Source organism: Burkholderia sp. ZZQ-2 (genome assembly GCF_050768715.1).
Taxonomy (GTDB): Bacteria; Pseudomonadota; Gammaproteobacteria; order Burkholderiales; family Burkholderiaceae; genus Burkholderia; species Burkholderia cepacia.
Window position 1 is genome coordinate 1 of sequence record NZ_LDVA01000173.1, and the last position, 20,718, is coordinate 20,718.

At 64.7% G+C, this 20,718-nt stretch carries 21 protein-coding genes and 1 pseudogene; 10 read left to right on the plus strand and 12 right to left on the minus strand.

The window, feature by feature from the left end; all coding sequences use genetic code 11:
• Positions 1 to 75 precede the first annotated feature (75 nt).
• The 6 genes and pseudogenes from ABY44_RS10940 to ABY44_RS10965 all read left to right on the plus strand — a co-directional run.
• Positions 76 to 840 (plus strand): DUF899 domain-containing protein, encoded by a 765-nt coding sequence (locus ABY44_RS10940; protein ID WP_060170421.1) that lies wholly within the window; start codon positions 76 to 78, stop codon positions 838 to 840.
• A 37-nt stretch (positions 841 to 877) separates the two neighbouring features.
• Positions 878 to 1,684, plus strand: coding sequence for a DUF2182 domain-containing protein (locus ABY44_RS10945; protein WP_176097897.1), 807 nt, complete (start codon positions 878 to 880; stop codon positions 1,682 to 1,684).
• A gap of 278 nt (positions 1,685 to 1,962) precedes the next feature.
• Positions 1,963 to 3,423 carry an IMP dehydrogenase gene (guaB, locus tag ABY44_RS10950; protein ID WP_027787106.1) on the plus strand — a complete coding sequence of 487 codons (1,461 nt, stop codon included), beginning with the start codon at positions 1,963 to 1,965 and terminating at the stop codon, positions 3,421 to 3,423.
• 6 nt (positions 3,424 to 3,429) lie between these two features.
• Complete coding sequence (locus tag ABY44_RS10955; protein WP_060170419.1) at positions 3,430 to 4,041, plus strand: hypothetical protein; 612 nt, start codon at positions 3,430 to 3,432, stop codon at positions 4,039 to 4,041.
• 116 nt (positions 4,042 to 4,157) lie between these two features.
• Positions 4,158 to 5,777 (plus strand): glutamine-hydrolyzing GMP synthase, encoded by a 1,620-nt coding sequence (gene guaA, locus ABY44_RS10960; RefSeq protein ID WP_060170417.1) that lies wholly within the window; start codon positions 4,158 to 4,160, stop codon positions 5,775 to 5,777.
• A gap of 305 nt (positions 5,778 to 6,082) precedes the next feature.
• Positions 6,083 to 7,041, plus strand: a pseudogene (locus tag ABY44_RS10965) (tyrosine-type recombinase/integrase); the annotation flags it as partial.
• Between the two features lie 8 nt (positions 7,042 to 7,049).
• Here ABY44_RS10965 and ABY44_RS10970 read toward each other — a convergent pair.
• Together ABY44_RS10970 and ABY44_RS10975 are read right to left on the minus strand one after the other, a co-directional pair.
• On the minus strand, positions 7,050 to 8,048 hold the full coding sequence (locus ABY44_RS10970; RefSeq protein WP_155637837.1) for a hypothetical protein: 999 nt from the start codon (positions 8,046 to 8,048) through the stop codon (positions 7,050 to 7,052).
• Between the two features lie 221 nt (positions 8,049 to 8,269).
• Positions 8,270 to 8,710, minus strand: a complete 441-nt coding sequence (locus ABY44_RS10975; protein WP_196488049.1) for a hypothetical protein — start codon at positions 8,708 to 8,710, stop codon at positions 8,270 to 8,272.
• A gap of 205 nt (positions 8,711 to 8,915) precedes the next feature.
• On the opposite strand from ABY44_RS10975, the gene ABY44_RS10980 reads away from it, so the two are divergent.
• Complete coding sequence (locus tag ABY44_RS10980) at positions 8,916 to 10,271, plus strand: glycosyl hydrolase family 18 protein (RefSeq protein WP_081072809.1); 1,356 nt, start codon at positions 8,916 to 8,918, stop codon at positions 10,269 to 10,271.
• Between the two features lie 205 nt (positions 10,272 to 10,476).
• On the opposite strand, the gene ABY44_RS10985 is transcribed toward ABY44_RS10980, so the two are convergent.
• Both ABY44_RS10985 and ABY44_RS10990 read right to left on the minus strand, forming a co-directional pair.
• Entirely contained in the window at positions 10,477 to 11,094 is a 618-nt protein-coding gene (locus ABY44_RS10985) for a 3'-5' exonuclease (RefSeq protein WP_059494117.1), read from the minus strand.
• A gap of 235 nt (positions 11,095 to 11,329) precedes the next feature.
• Entirely contained in the window at positions 11,330 to 11,983 is a 654-nt protein-coding gene (locus ABY44_RS10990) for a DJ-1/PfpI family protein (RefSeq protein WP_060170412.1), read from the minus strand.
• Between the two features lie 96 nt (positions 11,984 to 12,079).
• Between ABY44_RS10990 and ABY44_RS10995 the strand changes: the two genes are divergently transcribed.
• Positions 12,080 to 12,646, plus strand: a complete 567-nt coding sequence (locus ABY44_RS10995; RefSeq protein ID WP_196488047.1) for a TetR/AcrR family transcriptional regulator — start codon at positions 12,080 to 12,082, stop codon at positions 12,644 to 12,646.
• A 131-nt stretch (positions 12,647 to 12,777) separates the two neighbouring features.
• Here ABY44_RS10995 and ABY44_RS11000 read toward each other — a convergent pair whose 3' ends face one another.
• The 5 genes from ABY44_RS11000 to ABY44_RS11020 form a co-directional block, all read right to left on the minus strand.
• Positions 12,778 to 13,242: an acetyltransferase gene (locus ABY44_RS11000; protein WP_060170410.1), complete on the minus strand. Its 465-nt coding sequence runs from the start codon at positions 13,240 to 13,242 to the stop codon at positions 12,778 to 12,780.
• Positions 13,243 to 13,345: 103 nt separating this feature from the next.
• Positions 13,346 to 13,837, minus strand: a complete 492-nt coding sequence (locus ABY44_RS11005) for an NUDIX hydrolase (RefSeq protein WP_060170408.1) — start codon at positions 13,835 to 13,837, stop codon at positions 13,346 to 13,348.
• Between the two features lie 46 nt (positions 13,838 to 13,883).
• Positions 13,884 to 14,768 (minus strand): NAD(P)-dependent oxidoreductase, encoded by an 885-nt coding sequence (locus ABY44_RS11010; protein WP_027787118.1) that lies wholly within the window; start codon positions 14,766 to 14,768, stop codon positions 13,884 to 13,886.
• Positions 14,769 to 14,865: 97 nt separating this feature from the next.
• On the minus strand, positions 14,866 to 15,180 hold the full coding sequence (locus ABY44_RS11015; protein WP_060170406.1) for a gamma-butyrobetaine hydroxylase-like domain-containing protein: 315 nt from the start codon (positions 15,178 to 15,180) through the stop codon (positions 14,866 to 14,868).
• Positions 15,177 to 16,172 (minus strand): HEAT repeat domain-containing protein, encoded by a 996-nt coding sequence (locus tag ABY44_RS11020; RefSeq protein WP_060170404.1) that lies wholly within the window; start codon positions 16,170 to 16,172, stop codon positions 15,177 to 15,179. Before ABY44_RS11020 ends, ABY44_RS11015 begins: the two co-directional genes overlap by 4 nt.
• Positions 16,173 to 16,190: 18 nt before the next feature.
• On the opposite strand from ABY44_RS11020, the gene ABY44_RS11025 reads away from it, so the two are divergent.
• Positions 16,191 to 16,361 carry a hypothetical protein gene (locus ABY44_RS11025; protein ID WP_155637836.1) on the plus strand — a complete coding sequence of 57 codons (171 nt, stop codon included), beginning with the start codon at positions 16,191 to 16,193 and terminating at the stop codon, positions 16,359 to 16,361.
• Here the strand turns inward: ABY44_RS11025 and ABY44_RS11030 are convergent.
• The 3 genes from ABY44_RS11030 to ABY44_RS11040 are packed head-to-tail and all read right to left on the minus strand — an operon-like array spanning position 16,330 to position 19,093.
• Positions 16,330 to 16,575, minus strand: a complete 246-nt coding sequence (locus ABY44_RS11030) for a 4Fe-4S dicluster domain-containing protein (RefSeq protein WP_060170402.1) — start codon at positions 16,573 to 16,575, stop codon at positions 16,330 to 16,332. The two genes, ABY44_RS11025 and ABY44_RS11030, sit on opposite strands and share 32 nt — an antisense overlap.
• Before the next feature lie 11 nt (positions 16,576 to 16,586).
• Positions 16,587 to 18,326 carry a fumarate reductase/succinate dehydrogenase flavoprotein subunit gene (locus tag ABY44_RS11035; protein ID WP_027787121.1) on the minus strand — a complete coding sequence of 580 codons (1,740 nt, stop codon included), beginning with the start codon at positions 18,324 to 18,326 and terminating at the stop codon, positions 16,587 to 16,589.
• Positions 18,323 to 19,093 (minus strand): GntR family transcriptional regulator, encoded by a 771-nt coding sequence (locus ABY44_RS11040; protein WP_059694668.1) that lies wholly within the window; start codon positions 19,091 to 19,093, stop codon positions 18,323 to 18,325. The genes ABY44_RS11035 and ABY44_RS11040 overlap by 4 nt, the downstream gene beginning before the upstream one ends.
• A 322-nt stretch (positions 19,094 to 19,415) precedes the next feature.
• Between ABY44_RS11040 and ABY44_RS11045 the strand changes: the two genes are divergently transcribed.
• Positions 19,416 to 20,645: an MFS transporter gene (locus ABY44_RS11045; protein ID WP_060170400.1), complete on the plus strand. Its 1,230-nt coding sequence runs from the start codon at positions 19,416 to 19,418 to the stop codon at positions 20,643 to 20,645.
• The last annotated feature ends 73 nt before the right edge of the window (positions 20,646 to 20,718 follow it).

Here is a 20,718-nt window from a genome sequence, read left to right on the forward strand (position 1 = left end):
CCCGCCACTAATCTAGCACCACGCACACGGCACCGGACGCCGTGCCCGGCTACCCATCGGAAGGAGGAACCCGCAATGACGACCCATCTCACCGGAACACGCGACGAATGGCTGGCCGCGCGGCGCGCGCTGCTCGACGCGGAAAAGGCGCTGACGCGGCAAAGCGACGAACTCGCGCGGCGGCGCCAGGCGCTGCCCTGGGTACGCATCGACAAGACCTACCGGTTCGACACCGAAGACGGGCAGGCCACGCTCGGCGACCTGTTTCGCGGCCGTTCGCAACTGCTCGTCTATCACTTCATGTTCGGCCCCGACTACAAGGCAGGCTGCCCGTCGTGTTCGGCGCTCGCCGACGGTTTCGACGGCTTCGCCGTGCACCTGGCGAACCACGACGTGACGCTCGCCGCCGTGTCGCGTGCGCCGCTCGCGACACTCCTCGCTTACCGGCAGCGGATGGGGTGGCGCTTCCCGTGGGCGTCGTCGGTCGGCAGCGATTTCAACTTCGACTTCAATGTGTCGTTCACCGAAACGCAGCAGCGCGCGGGCGCCGTCGAATACAACTACGCGCTGGCCGGCCATGCGATGGACATGGATCCGCCGCCGGCACCCGTCGTGCAGTTCGCTGCGACGTGCGGCACCGACGCGCTCACGTATTCGCTCGACCGGCCGGGGATGAGCGCGTTCGTGCGCGAGGACGACGCCGTTTATCACACGTACTCCACCTATGCGCGCGGGCTCGACGGGCTGTGGGGGATGTACCAGTGGCTCGATCGCGCGCCGCGCGGACGCAACGAGGCCGGCCCGTGGTGGCGCCGTCATGACGAGTACGCACGCGGCTGAGTGCGCCGGCGACGGGCGGGGGCGGGCGGTGCGGACGATGGCGCGGCCGCCGGCCGGCGACGCGGGCCCCGATCCGCGAGCCTTCGGCACGGCGCTCGTGGCCGTGTTCGCCGTTGCCGTGCTCGCGACCGTGGCGCTGCATGCGTCGATGGCCGCGATGGGGCGCGAACCGATGGCCGGCGGCTGGATGGCTTCGGCCGCATGGCTGCAGCCGTGCGGCCGGGGCGCCGGACGCGCATTCGCGGCGTTCGCCGGAATGTGGGGCGCGATGACGGTGACGATGATGCTGCCGGTGCTGGCGCCGATGCTCTGGCGATACCGGCAGCGCATCGGCCCGATGGCGACGGCGCGTTCCGCCTGGCTCGTCGCAGTTGCGGGCGCCGGGTACTTCGCGGTGTGGATGGCGCTCGGGGCGCTCGTGTTTCCGGCTGGCATCGCGCTGACGGCCGCCGCCGCACGGCTGCCGGCGCTTGCCCGCGCGCTGCCGTTTGCGGCCGGCGCGGTCGTGTCGGTTGCGGGCATGCTGCAATTTTCCGCGTGGAAGGCCCGGCGGCTGGCGTGCTGCCGGCATGCGGCAGGCGACGCACACCGGTCGTCGGCAGTTGCCGGTGCGGCATGGTGGCACGGCGTGCGGGGCGCCATGCACTGCGGCGCCTGTTGCGGGAACCTGATGGCGATCGCGCTGGCGGCCGGCATGATGGACCTGCGCGTGATGGCCGCCGTGACGATCGCGCTCACCGCCGAGCGCCTCGCGCCGCCCGGCGGGCGTGTCGAGCGGATCGCCGGTTGCGTGGCGGTCGGCGGCGGCATCGCGATGATCGCGCGCGCGGCCGGGCTGCTATAACTCAGGGTAGGCAGGCCGATTCGACGCGTTGTCTGGCCTTGCTTCGCCGTGGCTGCTTCGGCTGCGTGGCCCGTTTGCAACAGGCCGATGGGCCATATTGCCGCCCGTTGCGCGAATGGCTCGATGCGGCGGTGAAACGAAAGACGATCGAAAACGAACCGAACGGCGAACCGAACGATTCGGCCCCCGAACGGCCGAAACCGGCTAAGCCGTTGTTCGTGTTGTGAAAATTCACGGCGCTTCGCGTATAATTCGCTTTTGCGCCCATAGGATTTGCCATGCGTCTGATCCAAAAAGCACTCACTTTCGATGACGTGCTCCTCGTTCCCGCCTTCTCCGACGTTCTCCCGCGCGACACCAGCCTCAAGACCAAGCTGACCCGCAACATCTCCCTGAACATGCCGCTCGTGTCCGCCGCGATGGACACGGTCACCGAAGGTCGCCTCGCGATCGCGATGGCCCAGCAGGGTGGCGTCGGTATCGTCCACAAGAACCTCACGCCGGCCGAGCAGGCCCGCGAAGTCGCGAAGGTCAAGCGTTTCGAGTCGGGCGTCGTCCGCGATCCGATCACGGTGCCGCCGCAAATGAAGGTGCGCGACGTGATCGCGCTGTCGCGCCAGCATGGCATCTCGGGCTTCCCGGTCGTCGAAGGCCCGCAGCTCGTCGGCATCGTCACGAACCGCGACCTGCGTTTCGAAACGCGCCTCGATGAGCCGGTCAAGTCGATCATGACGCCGCGCGAGCGCCTCGTCACGGTCAAGGAAGGCACGCCGCTCGCCGAAGCGAAGGCGCTGATGCACAGCCACCGCCTCGAGCGCGTGCTGGTCGTCAACGACGCGTTCGAACTGCGCGGCCTGATGACCGTCAAGGACATCACGAAGCAGACCGAGCACCCGGATGCGTGCAAGGACGAACACGGCAAGCTGCGCGCAGGCGCGGCGGTCGGCGTCGGCCCGGACAACGAAGAGCGCGTCGAGCTGCTGGTGCAGGCCGGCGTCGACGTGATCGTGGTCGATACCGCGCACGGCCACAGCAAGGGCGTGCTCGAGCGCGTTCGCTGGGTCAAGCAGAACTTCCCGCACGTCGAAGTGATCGGCGGCAACATCGCGACGGCCGCCGCCGCGAAGGCGCTCGTCGAATACGGCGCGGACGCGGTCAAGGTCGGTATCGGCCCGGGTTCGATCTGCACGACGCGGATCGTCGCCGGTGTCGGCGTGCCGCAGATCAGCGCGATCGCGAACGTCGCGGAAGCGCTGAAGGGCACGGGCGTGCCGTGCATCGCCGACGGCGGCGTGCGCTTCTCGGGCGACGTGTCGAAGGCCCTCGCGGCCGGCGCGAACGCGGTGATGATGGGCAGCATGCTCGCGGGCACCGAAGAGGCGCCGGGCGACGTGTTCCTGTATCAGGGCCGCCAGTACAAGTCGTATCGCGGCATGGGTTCGGTCGGTGCGATGAAGGACGGCGCGGCGGACCGCTACTTCCAGGACAACTCGGCGAACATCGACAAGCTCGTGCCGGAAGGCATCGAAGGCCGTGTCGCGTACAAGGGTTCGGTCAACGCGATCCTGTTCCAGCTGGTCGGCGGTGTGCGCGCCAGCATGGGCTACTGCGGCTGCCGCACGATCGACGAGCTGCACGACAAGGCCGAATTCGTCCAGATCACCGCGGCAGGCATGCGCGAGTCGCACGTGCACGACGTGCAGATCACGAAGGAAGCGCCGAACTACCACGTGGACTGATCGCCGATGAAACCGCTGCTGCGAGCCGTGCTGATCATCGATGCCGTGCTGCTGCTGGCGTTCGGCGTGCTGTTCGTGCTGACGCCCTGGCATTCGCTCTTCAACGCGCTGCAGCTCGCGAACGTCCAGCCGGCGATGCTCGGCCAGGCGTTCGGCATCGCGTTGCTCGGGCTCGCGTGGCTCGCGTTTCATGCAGCGTTCAACGGGGATCTCACCGCGCCCGTCGCGCGCGCGGTCGGCCATGTGTACTGGCTGACCGGCGCGCTGACGATCGTCTGGTCGATCGGCACCGGCAGCGGTCCCGCGCTCGCCGCCGCCGGCAGGGTGCTGTCGGCCGTGGCGGGTGTCGCACTGATCGTGCTCGGTCTCGGCGGCGTGCGGCTCGCATCGGCCGTGCGCCGGCGCGAAAAAGCGCAGGCGCTCGAGGCGCGCGCGCCGGCGTCGCGTCCGGACGAGCCTGCGATGGCGCAAGCGTCGTCGGCCGCGCCGCAGCGTGTCGAACCCGTCGTCAGCCGTCCCGCGGCGCCGTCGCCGGCCGCCGCATCGTCATCCGCCGCATCCGGCCAATCGTCGTCAGGCACCGTCGCACTCGACGAGCGCCCGCCGATGCAGGATTGACCGGCCATGCGTCGCGCGTGCTGCCTTCCGCCCGACGCCGCTGTCCATGCTTTTGACGCAGCGCATGATGCAAACGATGCGCTGCTTTTCTTATTCTCTTCATCCCGTCCGCAGCCATGCACGACAAAATCCTGATTCTCGACTTCGGTTCGCAAGTCACCCAACTGATCGCGCGCCGCGTGCGTGAAGCGCACGTCTACTGCGAAATCCATCCGAACGACGTGTCCGACGCCTTCGTCCGCGAATTCGCGCCGAAGGCGGTGATCCTGTCGGGCAGCCACGCGAGCACGTACGAAGACCACCAGCTGCGCGCGCCGCAGGCCGTGTGGGATCTCGGCGTGCCGGTGCTCGGCATCTGCTACGGCATGCAGACGATGGCCGTGCAGCTCGGCGGCAAGGTCGAGTGGAGCGACCACCGCGAATTCGGTTACGCGGAAATGCGCGCGCATGGCCATACGCGCCTGCTCGACGGCATCGAGGATTTCAAGACCGACGAAGGCCACGGGATGCTGAAGGTCTGGATGAGCCACGGCGACAAGGTTGCCGAGCTTCCGCCGGGCTTCGCGCTGATGGCGTCGACGCCGAGCTGCCCGATCGCCGGCATGGCCGACGAGGCACGCGGGTACTACGCGGTGCAGTTCCACCCGGAAGTCACGCATACGGTGAAGGGCCGCCAGATCATCGAGCGCTTCGTGCTGCAGATCGCCGGCGCGAAGCCCGACTGGATCATGAAGAATCACATCGAGGAAGCCGTCGCGAAGATCCGCGAGCAGGTCGGTGACGAGGAAGTGATTCTCGGCCTGTCGGGCGGTGTCGATTCGAGCGTCGCAGCCGCGCTGATCCATCGCGCGATCGGCGATCAGTTGACCTGCGTGTTCGTCGACCACGGCCTGCTGCGCCTTAACGAAGGCAAGATGGTGCTCGACATGTTCGAAGGCCGCCTGCATGCGAAGGTCGTGCACGTCGACGCATCCGAGCAGTTCCTCGGCCACCTGGCCGGCGTGACCGATCCGGAAGCGAAGCGCAAGATCATCGGCCGCGAGTTCGTCGAGGTGTTCCAGGCCGAGGCGAAGAAGCTGTCGAAGGCGAAGTGGCTCGCGCAGGGCACGATCTACCCGGACGTGGTCGAATCGGGCGGCACGAAGACGAAGAAGGCGACCACGATCAAGAGCCACCACAACGTCGGCGGTCTGCCGGAAACGCTCGGCCTGAAGCTGCTCGAGCCGCTGCGCGACCTGTTCAAGGACGAAGTGCGCGAGCTGGGTGTCGCACTCGGCCTGCCGCCGGAGATGGTGTACCGCCATCCGTTCCCGGGCCCGGGCCTCGGCGTGCGGATTCTCGGCGAAGTGAAGCGCGAATACGCGGACCTGCTGCGCCGCGCGGACGCGATCTTCATCGAGGAACTGCGCAACACGACCGCGACCGCGCAGGATGCGGCTGCCGGCCTGTGCGGCGAAGCCGATGTCGGCAAGACCTGGTACGACCTGACGAGCCAGGCGTTCGCGGTGTTTCTGCCGGTCAAGTCGGTGGGCGTGATGGGCGATGGCCGCACGTACGACTACGTGACGTCGCTGCGCGCCGTGCAGACGACCGACTTCATGACTGCACACTGGGCGCACCTGCCGTACGCGCTGCTCGGCCGCGCGTCGAACCGGATCATCAACGAGGTGCGCGGGATCAACCGGGTTGTGTACGACATCTCGGGCAAGCCGCCGGCGACGATCGAGTGGGAGTGAGCCCGCGTCTGGCAGTGGCTGGCACCAACGGGCACTGAAACAACGCAAAGCCCGCGATTTTGCGGGCTTTTTTTATTTTTTGAAGCAGCGCTGACTGGCATCTTCTGGCACGTCCAAGCAGACCTTTTTTCATGGCATTCGAATGGTGCTATGTGGCATCGATGCCATGATTAAGTTCGATACCATGCCATGAGGCTGCATATTGGCATGGTATTGAGATAACGTAAGTGATTGATCTATATTGAAAATACGGCAAAACGAGGGCCGTCTGAGCATGGTATCGGCGTCCGATTGGGACCGAGAATATGCTGACTGATACCAAGCTGCGCAGCCTGAAGGCGCAGGACAAGCTCTACAAGGTGAACAACCGCGATGGCCTCTATGTGGCCGTCACCCCGGCGGGGGCGATCTCCTTTCGCTACAACTACTCGATCAGGACGGCAGGAGACCATTACCTTCGGACGCTATGGCGTCGGAGGGATCACCCTGGCCGAAGCTCGCGAGCAACTGGCAGACGCCAAGAAGATGATCGCCGACGGCAAGTCGCCGGCGAAGGAGAACGCGCGAGACAGGGCCCGCGTCAAGGATGCTGAGACTTTTGGCGCGTGGGCCGAGAAATGGCTGCGCGGCTATCAGATGGCCGACTCCACCCGTGACATGCGCCGGGCGGTCTAAGAGCGTGAGCTGAAGCCGAAATTCGGCAACCGGCAACCAGAAGCTGGTCGAAATCACTCACGAGGACCTGCGTGCGTTGACCGATGCCATCGTGGAGCGCGGCGTACCGGCTACAGCCGTTCATTCCCGCGAGGTGGTGCTGCAGGTCTACCGCTGGGCCATTGAGCGCGGCCAGAAGGTCGAGAACCCGGCAGAGCTGGTGCGCCCGACCACCATTGCCAAGTTCGAGCCGCGCGACCGCGCGCTGACGCCGGATGAGATCGCGCTGATGTACCAGTACATCGAGCGCATTGGCACTACACCATCCATTCGGGCGGCGGCCAAGCTGCTGTTGCTGACGATGGTTCGCAAGAGCGAACTGACGAACGCCACTTGGAGCGAGATCAATTTCAGCGAAGCCTTGTGGACCATTCCCAAGGAACGGATGAAACGGCGCAACCCGCACCTGGTTTTCCTATCCCGGCAGGCGCTCGACATTTTCATTGTCCTGAAAACCTTTGCCGGCGGATCGGACTATGTGCTGCCGTCGCGGTATGACTCGGATACGCCAATGAGCAGCGCCACACTCAACCAGGTGCTGACGCTGTCCGGGGTGCTTTAATAGGGTACGTCGGGCTTTCCGTATAGGGCTTCATTTATGAGGCTCTCGTATCTGCCTTCTTCGTATTGCTTTTGAATTAGTGGCCAATCTTCGACTTCCTTAGTAACCTTGTCTCGGATGCACGCATAATCATCTGGATACCAGCCGACTTGGTGGATTTTTCTTAAAACTCCCGAGGGCATGGCTTTGCAGGAACGTAGCGTTTCGATATCTTCGTCGGGAATTTCGTAGCCGGAATAAGAAATCAAACGATGGGCTTGATCACAGAAGGTGATGAGGAGTTTTAGCTGCTCGCGGCATCGCCAGTAGTTCCAGCGTTCAAATTCCCAAACTTCGTAGGTGGTAAAGCTTACCCCGTCATCTGTCGTTCGATATAGACGAACAATAACGCCAATGGGTTCTGGATCGGCTTTGCCGGAGTCGTTATCTGCTCGCGCTTTCGCGAAGTCGGCGCGCTCGCGTCGGAGAAACATGACGTGTGGCTTCCATCCCATTTCGGCATATTTGAGTAGCTTCTTCCCGGCGGTATAAACGTTTTTGTACCACCGAACATCTACGCCAAGCTCAATCACGGAATCTCGGGCGCCGCTGATCCATTCGGGGCGAATGGAAAAGGTTTGCGATAAATGCTGAATGGCTTTTTGATCAAGCAAGTCGAGAAGGCGTGATGGATTGTCGAGTGCCGAGAGCGTAAAGCCATGCCCTTTCATTACGCTCACGATGCCAGGTAAATCAAGCTGATGAGACTCAAAAAGGTAGAAGAATCGTTCCCGAATTGTGCGTAGCGTACCCGACGTACTATCTACAGTCATCTCGGAAACGCCGTCGAGAATCATCGATATAAGGCTCTGCACCGATGTATTCAGTGCGAGCGCCTGGCAATCTAGAAAATGCTTGGTCGCAGGCTTAAGACGGATTGAGGTAGGCGGCGGAGTATTCGAGTCCGGCAAAGTTGTTCGGGCAGTTTCCGAGCCTTTGACGATGAGTCGTTGCAAGAGCGACTCGAGCGATATTTTCATGGCTACATTTATGTAGTTGATATGGATACATTGTCGTAGCTATTATGAATCTTGTCAAGCTGATGCTCGACGGGGTTGCGTGCCCGCCCGCGACGCTGAAAAGTGCTGGCCTCGCCGACATAGTTTGGCGATGAGCCGCCTATGCACAAGCTGTCTCTGCTGGCAGCCTGCTATTCGCCAGGGCACCGCAGTACGCGCTACCTGCTTTCATCGTCAAGGCTGTCGCCTTTGTCGGCACGCAGATCGAGGACGAACGCTACATCGACAGCCGCGACATTACCGGCAAGCTGGCCGATGTCTTTCAGCAGACACTGGGCTTCATCATCGCCAACACCCGCGCCGCGCAGGGCGAGCAAGGATTCAACTCCCCGGGCCTGCCTGAGATTCCCCGCATCGTTTGGGAAGAGCTGGTCGCCAACGCCCTCATTCACCGCGATTACTTCATCAGCGCTCCGGTACCCGCCATGGAAAAACAACGACAGAAGCGGCACGGCGCCGTGGCGAAGACCTTTGGTGAATGTGTCGCCCGCTGGCGTAATGGAGCCAGAATGGCGGATCCGAAAGTGCATTTTTTTCGAGATAGGAATTTTACCTTCGATTGTTTTTCCAATGTAATCAATATTTCTTCCTGAACGCAATCCGGAAGGTTTTGTCTTCCGCCATTTCCTATACTGATTTTCGGCAACGTGGAACGCCTCAGTGCATTGCGTGGCCGTGTCGTCCCCAGGCGTGACCGCATTGCCGATGCGCCATGGTCAATTGGCCGTGGTATTTGGTGGCCTTCTACTGTAGTTGCAGCGTCGCGCGCCACCGCCAAAAAACGCTACGTCACAGGAAAGAAAAATGGCAAACCTACAAAACGGCATCAATGCGTGGATTTTCTTGAACGAAGACGAACCGCCACAAACCAACTACAACAGTCCAGAAAGTTGCTATCAATCGCTGATCGATTGCAAGGTTTACGACAGTGCAAATTTTCTTGGTATTGCTTTTTTCGAGGTCGTTCCCGCCGCACAGGGTTCCACGATCCAGATCGGCAACGCGTCGCATTCGGGTGGGCTGACCAATCAGGACTATTTGAATTTTGTACTCCGTGATGCGCGTCAGGTGAATCCTGGAATTAAATTTCTGGCCACGATGGTGTATTCCGGCGCCAATACATTGGCGGCGGTTTTCTCGGGAGGAGGAGATCCGCAAACACAGGCGGCCAACTTTGCGAATAATCTGGTGACATATCTCCAGAATAATGGAATGAATGGCCTGGATATCGATTGGGAAGGCGATGTTTCCGATAAAATGACGCGAGCGCAGTTTCAGATTTTGTTCTCTGCAATTCGCGCCGAATTCGATCGGCAGCCAGTGAAATATTATCTGTCATTCACGCCCGCATGGCCCACCAGTTCGATTGATTACGCTACGGTCAATAGCCAGTTCGATTTTGTCTCTCCGCAATTCTACGACGGCACGCCGCTATCGGATTTTCTTGATGCCGGCATATCGCCGTCCAGGATTGGCTATGGCGCTCAGTTCGAGCCAGGAAATTCCGCCCCCAATGCCAGTGCGCAACAGGTCTGGAGCATGGTTTCGGAAGGTTTTTCTTCCGGGGGTACGCGGTACGATTATCAGGATATTTTTGTCTGGCGCTTCAATTCGGGAAACTTCCAGTTCGAGCAGGCGCAGTTCATGATTCTCGATCAACTCGGAAATCCGCCCACCAGCAACACCTTCGACGACACACCGATTATCAGCGCCGCAGGTAATCCCAACCTAACCCGAGTGACGATCCGGTCAGGCGACGTACTCAACGCGGTTCAGGCCGTCAATACCGGGACGGGGCCATATAACACCGGCACCCAGGGAACGGGAACCGGAATATTCACCTTGTTGCAACACGGCGGAAACAGCGGGACTGCCCAGGTCATCAATATTCCGCTTGACGATCCGATCGTGTCCATTTCCGGCTACACGGGCGTGTGGTACGGCTGGCAATGTGTTTTGCAACTCACGTTGACCGGGAAAAGCGGAGCCACTTATGGCCCGTTCGGCAGTATGGCCGGCTCAACCGCCCGGAATGGTTTCGTACAGTCTGCTCCGGCCGGACAAAGCGTGGTCGGCTTCAGTGGATCTACGGTGACGGTTCCGTTGGCAGGGGGCAGCCAGACCGCAATTCTTGCAACGCTGAATGCCGTTTTCGCCTGAGGCACCTGATAACGATTTTTCAGTACCTGCGGCAATAGTTGACCAAGGCCATGCGACTGCATGGCCTTTTTTCAATTCGTGTCGGGAGATTCCCAAGCCGTTTTGCGCTCACATGCTGCCCGAGTCATGAAACGTCGCGTGGCACGCGTGATGCGGCGATCCGTCATGTGCCCGACAGCGATCGCCTGCGGCCGTCGACCGATTCTCACGCATGCGCGCCCGCGAGCGAGCGCAGGTACATCGGCACTTTCGCCTTCGCCGTTGCCTGGACACGCGTCATGAGCGCGTGATCGATACGATCCAGCCCGTAAGTCCGGGCAATGTCCTGCTGCAGCCTGCACCACAGGTGGCTGGCCATTTCGGCATCGACCATCGCCCGGTGCGCCCGTCCCGATTTCGGCAATCGCAGCATGTCCGCGAGGCTCGACAGGCGATGACTCAGCGCGTCCGGGTAAATGCGCCGCGCCACGAGCATCGTGCAGGCAAAGGCATGCTCGGCCGTCATGCCAAGCAGCCCGAGTTCCGCCTGCCAGAACCGTTTGTCGAAACCGGCGTTGTGGGCCACGACCGCGTGTTTGCCGACGAACGCAGCCGCTTCCTTCATGACTTTCGATGCCGGCGGCGCCGATGCGATCATCTCGTTCGTGATGCCGGTCAGCGCGACGACGTCCGACGGTATGCGTCTGCCTGCATTCATCAGGCTCTGGAAACGATCGACGACTTGTCCGTCGCGGAGGAGGATGACGGCGATTTCGGTCGCACGATCACCCAGGTTCGGCGAAAGTCCGGTTGTTTCGAAGTCCAGTACCGCAACGGTTTGCATGGTCGAATCCTGTTGCTTCACGCGGTGTCGTTCAGAGAGGCCGAGAGGTTAGCATTTCCCGGCCCACGACGGACTCGTTCAGCCCGGCAAACAACCATCCGTGCGGCGCAAGCCGATCCGATCGATGCCTGGGATCGCCCGCGAATGCGTCCCGATTCGCCGTTGGCCTGGCAGGACGCATGAGGCGCGACGATGCAGAAGGGTGCCGGCTAGCGGCAGACCATCGACCTGCGCGTCATGCCGCAATCCCGTTTCCGCCTTCGACGATCCGGATCGGGCCCGTGGCGCGTCCCGCACCCTGCCCGAGACTGAACTCGATCAGCGCTTCGAAAATCTCCCGTTGCCCGGCTGGCAGCACGGGCAGCAGCGTCTCGCGCCGCTTGTCCGCATCGAACATCGATTCCACCAGCCATCCCGTCAGATAGAGCGACGCAAGGCATCCGCCCGCGGTCGCGACGTTGCCGTGACACACCAGCGGCTGGTCCATCACTTGCAGCCCGACTGCCTGCAAACCCTGCCGCGCTTCGGGGTGCGTCGTGGCGCGGCGCTGGGGCAGCAGCCCGAGCCGTTCGAGAATGAAGGCGCCGCCGCAGATCGACCCGACAAGCTGGCGTTCGGGATCGAGATCGAACGACGGCAGGAAATCAGGATCGGCGAGCGCGGCCGGTACACCTTCCTTGCCGCTCGAAAACAGGACCGCGTCGGCGCGATTGGCGTCGGCGAGCGGGCCGTGCGTCGGGATCGCCAGACCCTGGGCGGAACGCAGCACCGGCTGCGCACCCAGGATCCGGACGCGCCAGTCCTTGCTGTTGCGACCGAGAATGTCCCACATCAGGAACAGGTCGATATCGGTGAACCGGTCGAATGCGATGAGCGCGATGTCTTTCAAGGCGGACTCCTTACGTAATGGCGCGCTGCCGGAAGCGGCGGCGGCCGTGATAGAGTTCGCAGCCTATCTGTCCATGCCGCACCATACACAGCCTGTATGGCGATGACGATGAGCACACTGACGCGAAACGACTGGATTGCCGCGGGCTTCGACGCCCTCGACGGAGAGGGGTACGTGGGGATTTCGGCCGAGAGCCTCGCGCGTCGGCTGAACGTGACGCGCGGATCGTTCTATCACCACTTCCGCAATCGCGAGGACTTCGTCAGGACCCTGCTGACCGCGTGGGAGGACGACTACACCGCGCGCATGCTGGCGTATGCGGCGGAGGGCCACGGTGCCGGGGACACGCTGTTGCGCTACCTGCGCATTGCCGCCGAGAAACGGCCAGGGCGTGAAATTGCGATCCGTGCCTGGGCATTGCACGATCCGCTGGTCGCGGAATGCCAGCAGCGTGTCGACGCGGCGCGGCTCGCGTTTGCGATCGACACGTCGCGCCGGCTGGTGCGCACGCCGGGCGAGGCCGAGATCGTCGGGCAGGCCGTGCACTTGTGCCTGATCGGTGGGCAGCAGTCAGGGCTGCGGCGCGACGCCGACCGGTTCAACGGCTTCATGCAGCGCGCTTTTTCAATGGTCGAACGCGTGCTGCCGATGCGTCGCGCATGATGCTTCACCTGGCACGCGTACCGGTGCACGCGCGGCATGCGGGGCGCGGACTCGGTAGTACGCAGCCGCGTTCGCATGTGCCGTGCGTGTGACGTAGAGGGCGGCGCGATCTCCCGCGCCGGCCAGACGGGTCATGCGTGCCGTGGCGACGAGGGCGATGCCGCGCGATGGCGCAGGTGGATCAGCGGATACGGCCGTCCTTGTCCATCGAGCGCCGAGCGCCCGCAGCGCTCGAAGCCGAGCCGCTCATAGAATCGCGCTGCCGATTCGTTCTGCTCGTTGACGTCGGTCGACAGGTCGGGATGACGCGTGAGTGCGTCTTCCACGAGCAGGCGTCCGACGCCTGCCCCATGGTGCGCGGGATCGACGAACAAGGCTTCCATGTGACTGCCGTCGAGCAGCATGAAGCCGATCGCATGGTCGGCCTCGTCGACGGCGAGATCGAGCGGCGCACCGGGCAGGAACCCGACCACTTCGGATTCGATCGCGCGACGATCGTCGTCGCTCAGGAAGTGATGCGTGGCGTCGACCGCGTTGCGCCAGATATCCAGCACGCGTGCGCCGTCGGCCTCGGTGGACTTGCGAATTCTGATCATGGTTTGACCTGTCTTGATTTGTAGTTTGAAGGTCGGCGGCCCGCCGACACCGTCATGGCCGCGATCAGGCCGCTCGCAAGGGATGCGGGCAGACGGCGCTGTTTCAGGGAATGGCCGGACGCCGTGCGTCGCCGAGGCTCGCGGCACGCTCGATCGCTCGTCGCGCGACGTCGCGAACGCCCGCACTCATCGGCAAATCGTCGCGGTCGAGCTCGGCGAGATCGAACCAGCGCGCGTCGAGCGCATCGTCGCCGGCAGCAGGTGTGCCGCGTAACCAGTTGCACAGCACCGCGACCATGACGAAATGCTGGTGCACGTTGCCGCCGGCATCGTAATCGAAGGCATCCAGCGCGGTAAAGACGTCGAGTGCCTCGACGTCGACGGTCGTCTCTTCCACGATCTCGCGCACGATCGCGCTCGTAATCGATTCGCCTGCTTCGATCTTGCCGCCAGGAAAGCCCCAGCAGCCCGCATCGGGCGGATTGGCGCGGCGCACCAGCAGCACGTCGCGTTCCCGCAGGACGATGCCGATCACGGCGGGAGCGGGGCGTATGGAGGCGATGACGCCGGTCGGGGAGCGGGGCGAGTCGGACATGACGGATCGATGCGTGCGCGTGGTCGAGGGGGCGGCCGGTGACGATTCACCGCGCGTCGTGCGTGCGCTGCTCGATCGCGCGGATCACGGCGACCATGTCGTCCGCGCCATGTCCGGCCCGCTCGGTCTCGCCGTAAAGCGCGTGGCAGATGTCGAGCAGCGGCGACGCGATGTTGGCGCCGCGCGCGGATTCCGCGACGAGGCGCGCATTTTTCAGCACGTCGGTGATCGCGGCCTGCACCGAGAAATCCGCCGCGACGAGTTTGCCGAGTTTCACGCGCGACACGTCGCTCGCCATCGGTCCCGCGTTCAGCACGTCGGCGAAGCGGGCGAGATCGATACCGTGGCTTTGCGCGAAATGCGTGGCTTCGGTCAGGCCGGTGACCATCGTGATGAGGAACAGGTTCACGGCGAGCTTCATCGTCAGCGCCGACGGTACGTCGCCGCACACGAAGCTGTCGCGGCACAGCGGCTTCACGAGCGCGCGGACGGCGTCGACGTCGTCCGGCGCGCCGGCGAGCATCACGACGAGTTGGCCGGCTTCGGCCGGCTTGCGCGAACCCGACACCGGCGCTTCGACGTAACGGCCCGACGCGGCGGCGATTTCATCGGCCAGCGCGCGCGAATAACCGGGTGCGTTCGTGCCCATGTTCACGATGGTGTGCCCGCCGACACGGGTAGCGAAACCCGGCGTGCCGCGCGCGAGAACGGCGTCGATCGCCGCGTCGTTCGCGAGCATCAGGATCACGGTGGAGCAGGCGGCGAACACGTCGTCGGCGTGCTCGGCCACGCGTGCGCCGGCGTCGCGCAACGCATCGTCGCTGCCGTGCGACCGGCTCCATACGACGAGCGGCGTGCCGGCCCGCGCGAGATTGAGCGCCATCGGCGTGCCCATCACGCCGAGGCCGATGAATCCGACTGCGGTTTGCATGTTCTGACTCCCACGGTGGGTGGAGACGATCGTGGGCGTCAGTATCGCAGCGTTTCCGCACGTCTGCCATGTCGTCCGCGCACCCGCGGGAGCCACGTCACGGCCGCGCCGTCGTGTCCGCCCTGTCAGCCATGTCGGCCATGTCGGCCAAAAACGGCCACGGATAGATGCCGCGGGCATGGCCGTCGCCGAAGAGGGCGCGGATGCCGTAGCCGGCTGCTTCGAGGCCGGCCAGCGTCAGGTCGGGCCGCGCATCGACACGACCGCCGTCGAGCCGGATCCTTCGACATTCCGCACACGGGCAATCGCGGCGCAGCCGCGCATAGCCGATGCGCTGCGTGCGACCGTCCGGCCAGCGGAGCGTCAACGTGCGTGCAGCGTGATCGAGCGCGATTTCGGTCGGCGCGATCATCGCGACGCCTCGTCGATTTGCCGGATCGCGATTCGCACGGCTTTGCGCACTTCCGGATCGTGATCCTCCAGCGCGTGGGTGAGCGCGGGCAACGTCGCGCGGTCGCGCAATTCACCGAGCGCAAGCGCGGCTTCCTTGCGCAGGTTGCTGATCGCATGGGACAGCAGTGCGACGACGGCCGGCGCCGCCGCAGCATCGCGCAGTTGCCCGAGCGCACGCGCGGCACGCAAGCGCACCTGCCAGTAGTCGTCGTCGAGCGCGGCGGCGAGCGGGTCGCGCGCGGCCGCGACACGCAACTTGCCGAGCGTCGTGGCCGCTTCCTCGCGCACCTGCCATTCGCGGTCGCGCAGCGCGGCGAGCAGTGCGTCGATGGTGGCCGCATCGCCGGGTGCCGCGAACCCGATCGCGCCGACCGCGGCGCGTCGCACGTCCGCTGCGGCATCGGTGGTCGCGATGCACGCGAGCGACGGCAGCGCACGCGGATCCCTGAGCCAGCCGAGCACCGCGACGGCTTCGGCGCGCACGGCGGCGTGTTCGGCATCGAGTGCGCGCAGCGCGGGCGCGAACGCGCCGGGGTCGCGCAACTCGCGCAATCCGCGCAGCACGGCGCGGCGCACGAACGACTCGGGCCGGTCGGCCCATCTGCACAGCACGGCACCCGATGCCGCGTCCTTCAGTTCGGACAGGCTCTGCGCGGCGGTGGCGCGTACACCTTCGTCCGGATCGAGCAATGCGCCGCACAGTGCGTCGACGACGTCGGGCTGTTCCCATGCGCCGAGCACGCGCGCAGCCTCGCCGCGTACGTCGGCCGACGGATCGTCGCACAGCGCCGCAACGAATGACGGTACCAGATCGGATTCCTCGAGATCGGCAAGCTCGATCAGTGCGATGCGGCGCACGGATGCGTCGGGCGCGGCGAGGCGGAGGGCGAGTGCGGCACGATCCGGATCGTGCGTGCCGGGCAGCGAGGCGGTGGAAGAGAAAGCGGTCATGGGCAAAGGATCGGTTCGGTGAAAAAGCCGCTGCTCGCGCAGCGCGATGCACGGGCGGCGCGGCATGGCGACGCGAACCTGGCGAACGCCGGCCCGGCCGTCACGTCGTCGATGCACGGCCCGCGCGGGCGGCACGACGACGACCGGCCGCGCGCGCTCAGCGCAGCAGGTAAGGGATGTCGACCTTGACCGCGCCGGTCGGGCAGTCGCGCTCGCACGGCATGCAGTACCAGCATTCGTCGAACTGCATGTAGGCCTTGCCCTCGGTCACGTCGATCGCGAGCAGGTCGAGCGGGCACACGTCGACGCAGACGGTGCAGCCCTTGTCGGCAATGCAGCGTTCCTCGTCGATCGTCACGGGCGCGCTGCTGCGCAGGAAGATGTCGTGCGGGGTATGGGGCACGGTAGGGCTCCTCAGAGGGCGGCCGCGAGCGCGGCCGGTTCGCGGATGCGCAGATTCGTGTAGGCGCCGCGATCGTCGTCGGCGAGCGGCACGACGTACGGTTCGACCGGGCGCTTCTCGCTGCGCATCGCGCCGTCGGCGTCCTTGCGCAGCCAGGTGTGGCAGAACCATTCGGCGTCGTTGCGATGCGGAAAGTCGACGCGATGGTGGTACAGCCCCCAGCGGCTCTCGGTGCGGAACAGCGACGCGCGCGCGGCCATTTCCGCGCAGTCGCGGATCGCGCGCACCTCGGCGGCGCGCATCAGTTCGTGCGGATGGCTTGCCTTTATCTCTTCGATATCCTCGGTAATGGCATCGAAGCGCTGCAGCCCGATTTCCATTTTGCGTGTCACTTTCGGTGGTTGCAGATAGTCGTTCACCATGCGGCGCAGCTTGTATTCGACCTGCGCCGGTGCCAGGCCGCGCTCGCGCAGCAGCGGGGCAAGCACGCGCTTGCGTTCGGCGGCGACCTGTTCGTCGTTCACCGGCGCATGCTCGCGGCCGGCCACGTAATCGGCCGCGTTCTGCCCGGCAAACCAGCCGTACGTAAATGCGCCGAGCATGTAGTTGTGCGGGACGGCCGCCATGTCGCCGGCCGCGTAGAGGCCGGGCACGGTCGTCTCCGCGCGTGCGTTCACGTACACGCCGGACGCGCTGTGGCCGCTGCAGAAACCGATCTCGGAGATGTGCATCTCGACCATCTGGCTACGGTAGTCGGTGCCGCGCCCCGCATGGAAGCGGCCGCGGCTCGGCCGCTCGTTCGTATGCAGGATCTGCTCGATGGTCTGGATCGTTTCCTCCGCGAGATGGTCGAGCTTGAGGAACACGGGGCCGTTGCCGCTTTGCAGTTCCTGGTAGAACTCCCACATCATCTGGCCGCTCCAGTAGTCGCATTCGATGAAGCGTTCGCCCTTGCCGTTCGCGGTGAAACCGCCGAGCGGGCCCGTCACGTACGCGCATGCGGGGCCGTTGTAGTCCTTGATCAGCGGATTGATCTGGAAGCATTCGAGATTCGCGAGCGCGGCACCGGCGTGATAGGCCATTGCGTAGCCGTCGCCCGCGTTGGTCGGGTTCTCGTACGTACCCATCAGGTAGCCCGAGGCCGGCAGGCCGAGGCGGCCGGCCGCGCCGCAGCAGAGAATCACGGCCTTCGCGCGGATCACGTGGAACTCGGCCGTGCGGCAGTCGAAGCCGAGTACGCCGCTCGCGCGACCCTGTGCGTCGGTCAGCACGCGCGTCGCGACGATCCGGTTCGTGATCGCGATGCGCGCGCGCTTCAGTTGCCGGTACAGCACCTTCTTGATGTCGTGTCCTTCCGGCATCGGCAGCACGTACGAACCCATGTGATGGACCTTCTTCACCGCGTAGTCGCCGGTGCCGTCCTTCTCGAACTTCACGCCCCAGCGGTCGAGCTGCTCGATCGTCGCGAAGCTGTGTGTCGCATACGCGTACACGGCTTCCTGGTCGACGATCCCGTCGTTGGCGATCGTGATCTCGCGCGTGTATTGCTCGGGCGTCGCATGCCCGGGAATCACCGCGTTGTTCAGGCCGTCCATCCCCATCGAGATCGCGCCGCTGCGTTTCACGTTGGCTTTTTCGAGCAGCAGCACGCGCAGGGACGGGTCGCGCTCCTTCGCCTTGATCGCCGCCATCGGGCCGGCCGTGCCGCCGCCGACCACGACGATGTCGTATTCGAGCACATGGGTAGTCATCGTTGTTTCCTTGCAGGTTTGCGCGGTTTTTGCCGGTCGATGCGCAGCCGGTACTGGAAGGCATCGCCGCGGAAGTACAGGTATTCGTAGTCGATCGGTGCGCCCGACGCATCATGCGTGAGGCGCTCGATGCGCAGCACGGGGCTGCTTTCCTCGACGTGCAGCGCATCGACGATCTCGTCGTCGGCGAGGATCGCGTCGATCGACACGTCGGCATGGCCGAGCGGAATGCCGCAGTCGTTTTCCAGCACGAGGAAGATGTCGCGGGTCGCGAGATCGGCACCCGCGAGGCGCTTGCCGAGCGCCTCGGGCACCCAGGTCTGTTCGAGCGACACGGGCTCGCGGTTCAGCAGCCGCACGCGGTGAATCTCGACGAGCGGCGCGCCTTCCGGCACGTTCAGCTTCGTTGCGAGATGGCGGTCGGCCTTGACGGTGCGGACACTGCGCACCTGGTTGACGATCTCGTAGCCCATCGACGACATCGCCTCGGCGAAGCCCTGCAGCGACGTCACGTTCTGGAATGCCTTCGGTTTCGACACGAAGGTGCCCTTGCCGTGCAGCTTGAACAGCAGTCCTTCCTTCTGCAGATCGCCGAGCGCCTGACGCACCGTGATCCGGCTGACACCGAACGCCGCGCAGAGTTCGTGCTCGGAAGGCATCCGGCTGTGCGGCGCATAGGTGCCGTCGAGGATGCGTGCGCGCAGCGTGTCCTTGATCTGCACGTAGAGCGGGGCCGCGGACAGCGGCACGACGTTGGGTGAGGTCATCGATCAACTTGTTATGACAAGATCGCTCGAGTGTAGTCAGCGTGATCGCGCGTCCCAACCAACGATTTCTGATTTCGACTTTCCGATTCCGGAAAAGCACGGCGGCAGGGGCGGACCGGACGGACGATCCGGCGTGAGGTGTCGATCCGATCCACCCATGACGGGCGAAGTGGAGCGGCGGACAATCAGGAAATTCGCGGGCGCATGTGCGCGCGTGTCGATTTCCCGATGCGTCGCCCGTCGTATCCATGTCGACCGGGCATTGCACCTTGCGGGTAGCGCCCGGGTACCGAGGAGTGCCGTAACGAAAAGGAGACCTCCCGTGCCGGATTCCCGATACCGCTGGGTCATCGTCGCCGCGGGCGGCTTGATGGGCTGCATCGCCATCGGCGCGATGTTTTCGCTGCCCGTTTTCCTGCGCGCGATCGCGCGCGACACCGGCTGGTCGATGACCGGCATTTCCGGCGCGATGACGCTCGGCTTTATCGCGATGGCCTTCGCGAGCATGGGGTGGGGCAGCCTGTCGGACCGCGTCGGCACGCGCCCGGTCGTCATGACGGGTGCCGTCCTGCTGTCGGCAAGCCTGGCGCTGGCGAGCCGCGCGCCGTCGCTGCTCGCGTTCCAGCTGACTTTCGGCCTCGCCGTCGGCGGTGCGACGGCCGCGATATTCGCGCCGATGATGGCATGCGTGACGGGCTGGTTCGACACGCACCGCAGCCTGGCGGTGTCGCTCGTGTCGGCCGGCATGGGGATGGCGCCGATGACGATGGCCCCGCTGGCCGCGTGGCTCGTGTTGGTGCGCGACTGGCGCACGTCGATGCTGCTGATTGCGGCGCTGGCGGCCGTCGTGATGATTCCGGTGTCGCTGCTGGTGCGCCGGGCGCCCGCGCTCGACGGCGCGCATGCGGCCCCGGCGGCCTCCGCGGCTCCTGCGCCGGCCGGCGACCCCGCAGCGATGTCGGTCGCGCACGCGCTGCGTTCGCCGCAGTTCATCGTGCTGCTGCTGACCAACTTCTTCTGTTGCGCGACGCATTCCGGCCCGATCTTCCATACGGTCAGCTACGCGGTGACTTGCGGGATTCCGTTGATCGTCGCGGTGTCGATCTACAGCGTCGAAGGGCTTGCCGGCATGGGCGGCCGGATCGCGTTCGGGATCCTGGGCGACCGCATCGGCGCGAAGCGCACGCTGGTGGCCGGGCTGTTTGCGCAGGCGCTCGGCGCGCTCGGGTACGACTTCGTGCGCACGCTCGACGGGTTCTACGCGGTCGCGACCTTGTTCGGCTTCATCTATGCGGGCGTGATGCCGCTGTATTCGGTGCTCGCGCGCGAGAACTTCCCGCTGCGGATGATGGGCACCGTGATCGGCGGCTGCGCGATGGCCGGCAGCCTCGGGATGGCCGCGGGCCCCGTGGCCGGCGGCCTGATCGTCGATACGTTCGGCAGCTATGGCTGGTTGTACGTCGGTTCGTTCGCGATCGGTGTCGGCGCGTTCCTGATGGCGATGACGTTCCGCCCGTTCGCGAAAGCGCGGCCGGAAACGGTGGCCGCGTGACCCGGCGGCGGAAACGCAGGGCCTGAATTTCACCGTATCGGCGCGGCTCGGCCCGAGCTGCCACTGACAAAAA

Coding starts and splice junctions, on each gene's coding strand:
- ABY44_RS11005 (WP_060170408.1), bottom strand. CDS start 13,837: ATGTCCGACTCGCCCCGCTCCCCGACCGGCGTCATCGCCTCCATACGC.
- guaB (WP_027787106.1), top strand. CDS start 1,963: ATGCGTCTGATCCAAAAAGCACTCACTTTCGATGACGTGCTCCTCGTT.
- ABY44_RS10995 (WP_196488047.1), top strand. CDS start 12,080: ATGGCGATGACGATGAGCACACTGACGCGAAACGACTGGATTGCCGCG.
- ABY44_RS11000 (WP_060170410.1), bottom strand. CDS start 13,242: ATGATCAGAATTCGCAAGTCCACCGAGGCCGACGGCGCACGCGTGCTG.
- guaA (WP_060170417.1), top strand. CDS start 4,158: ATGCACGACAAAATCCTGATTCTCGACTTCGGTTCGCAAGTCACCCAA.
- ABY44_RS11015 (WP_060170406.1), bottom strand. CDS start 15,180: ATGATCGCGCCGACCGAAATCGCGCTCGATCACGCTGCACGCACGTTG.
- ABY44_RS11040 (WP_059694668.1), bottom strand. CDS start 19,093: ATGACCTCACCCAACGTCGTGCCGCTGTCCGCGGCCCCGCTCTACGTG.
- ABY44_RS10980 (WP_081072809.1), top strand. CDS start 8,916: ATGGCAAACCTACAAAACGGCATCAATGCGTGGATTTTCTTGAACGAA.
- ABY44_RS11035 (WP_027787121.1), bottom strand. CDS start 18,326: ATGACTACCCATGTGCTCGAATACGACATCGTCGTGGTCGGCGGCGGC.
- ABY44_RS10985 (WP_059494117.1), bottom strand. CDS start 11,094: ATGCAAACCGTTGCGGTACTGGACTTCGAAACAACCGGACTTTCGCCG.
- ABY44_RS11010 (WP_027787118.1), bottom strand. CDS start 14,768: ATGCAAACCGCAGTCGGATTCATCGGCCTCGGCGTGATGGGCACGCCG.
- ABY44_RS10955 (WP_060170419.1), top strand. CDS start 3,430: ATGAAACCGCTGCTGCGAGCCGTGCTGATCATCGATGCCGTGCTGCTG.
- ABY44_RS10940 (WP_060170421.1), top strand. CDS start 76: ATGACGACCCATCTCACCGGAACACGCGACGAATGGCTGGCCGCGCGG.
- ABY44_RS11020 (WP_060170404.1), bottom strand. CDS start 16,172: ATGACCGCTTTCTCTTCCACCGCCTCGCTGCCCGGCACGCACGATCCG.
- ABY44_RS10945 (WP_176097897.1), top strand. CDS start 878: ATGGCGCGGCCGCCGGCCGGCGACGCGGGCCCCGATCCGCGAGCCTTC.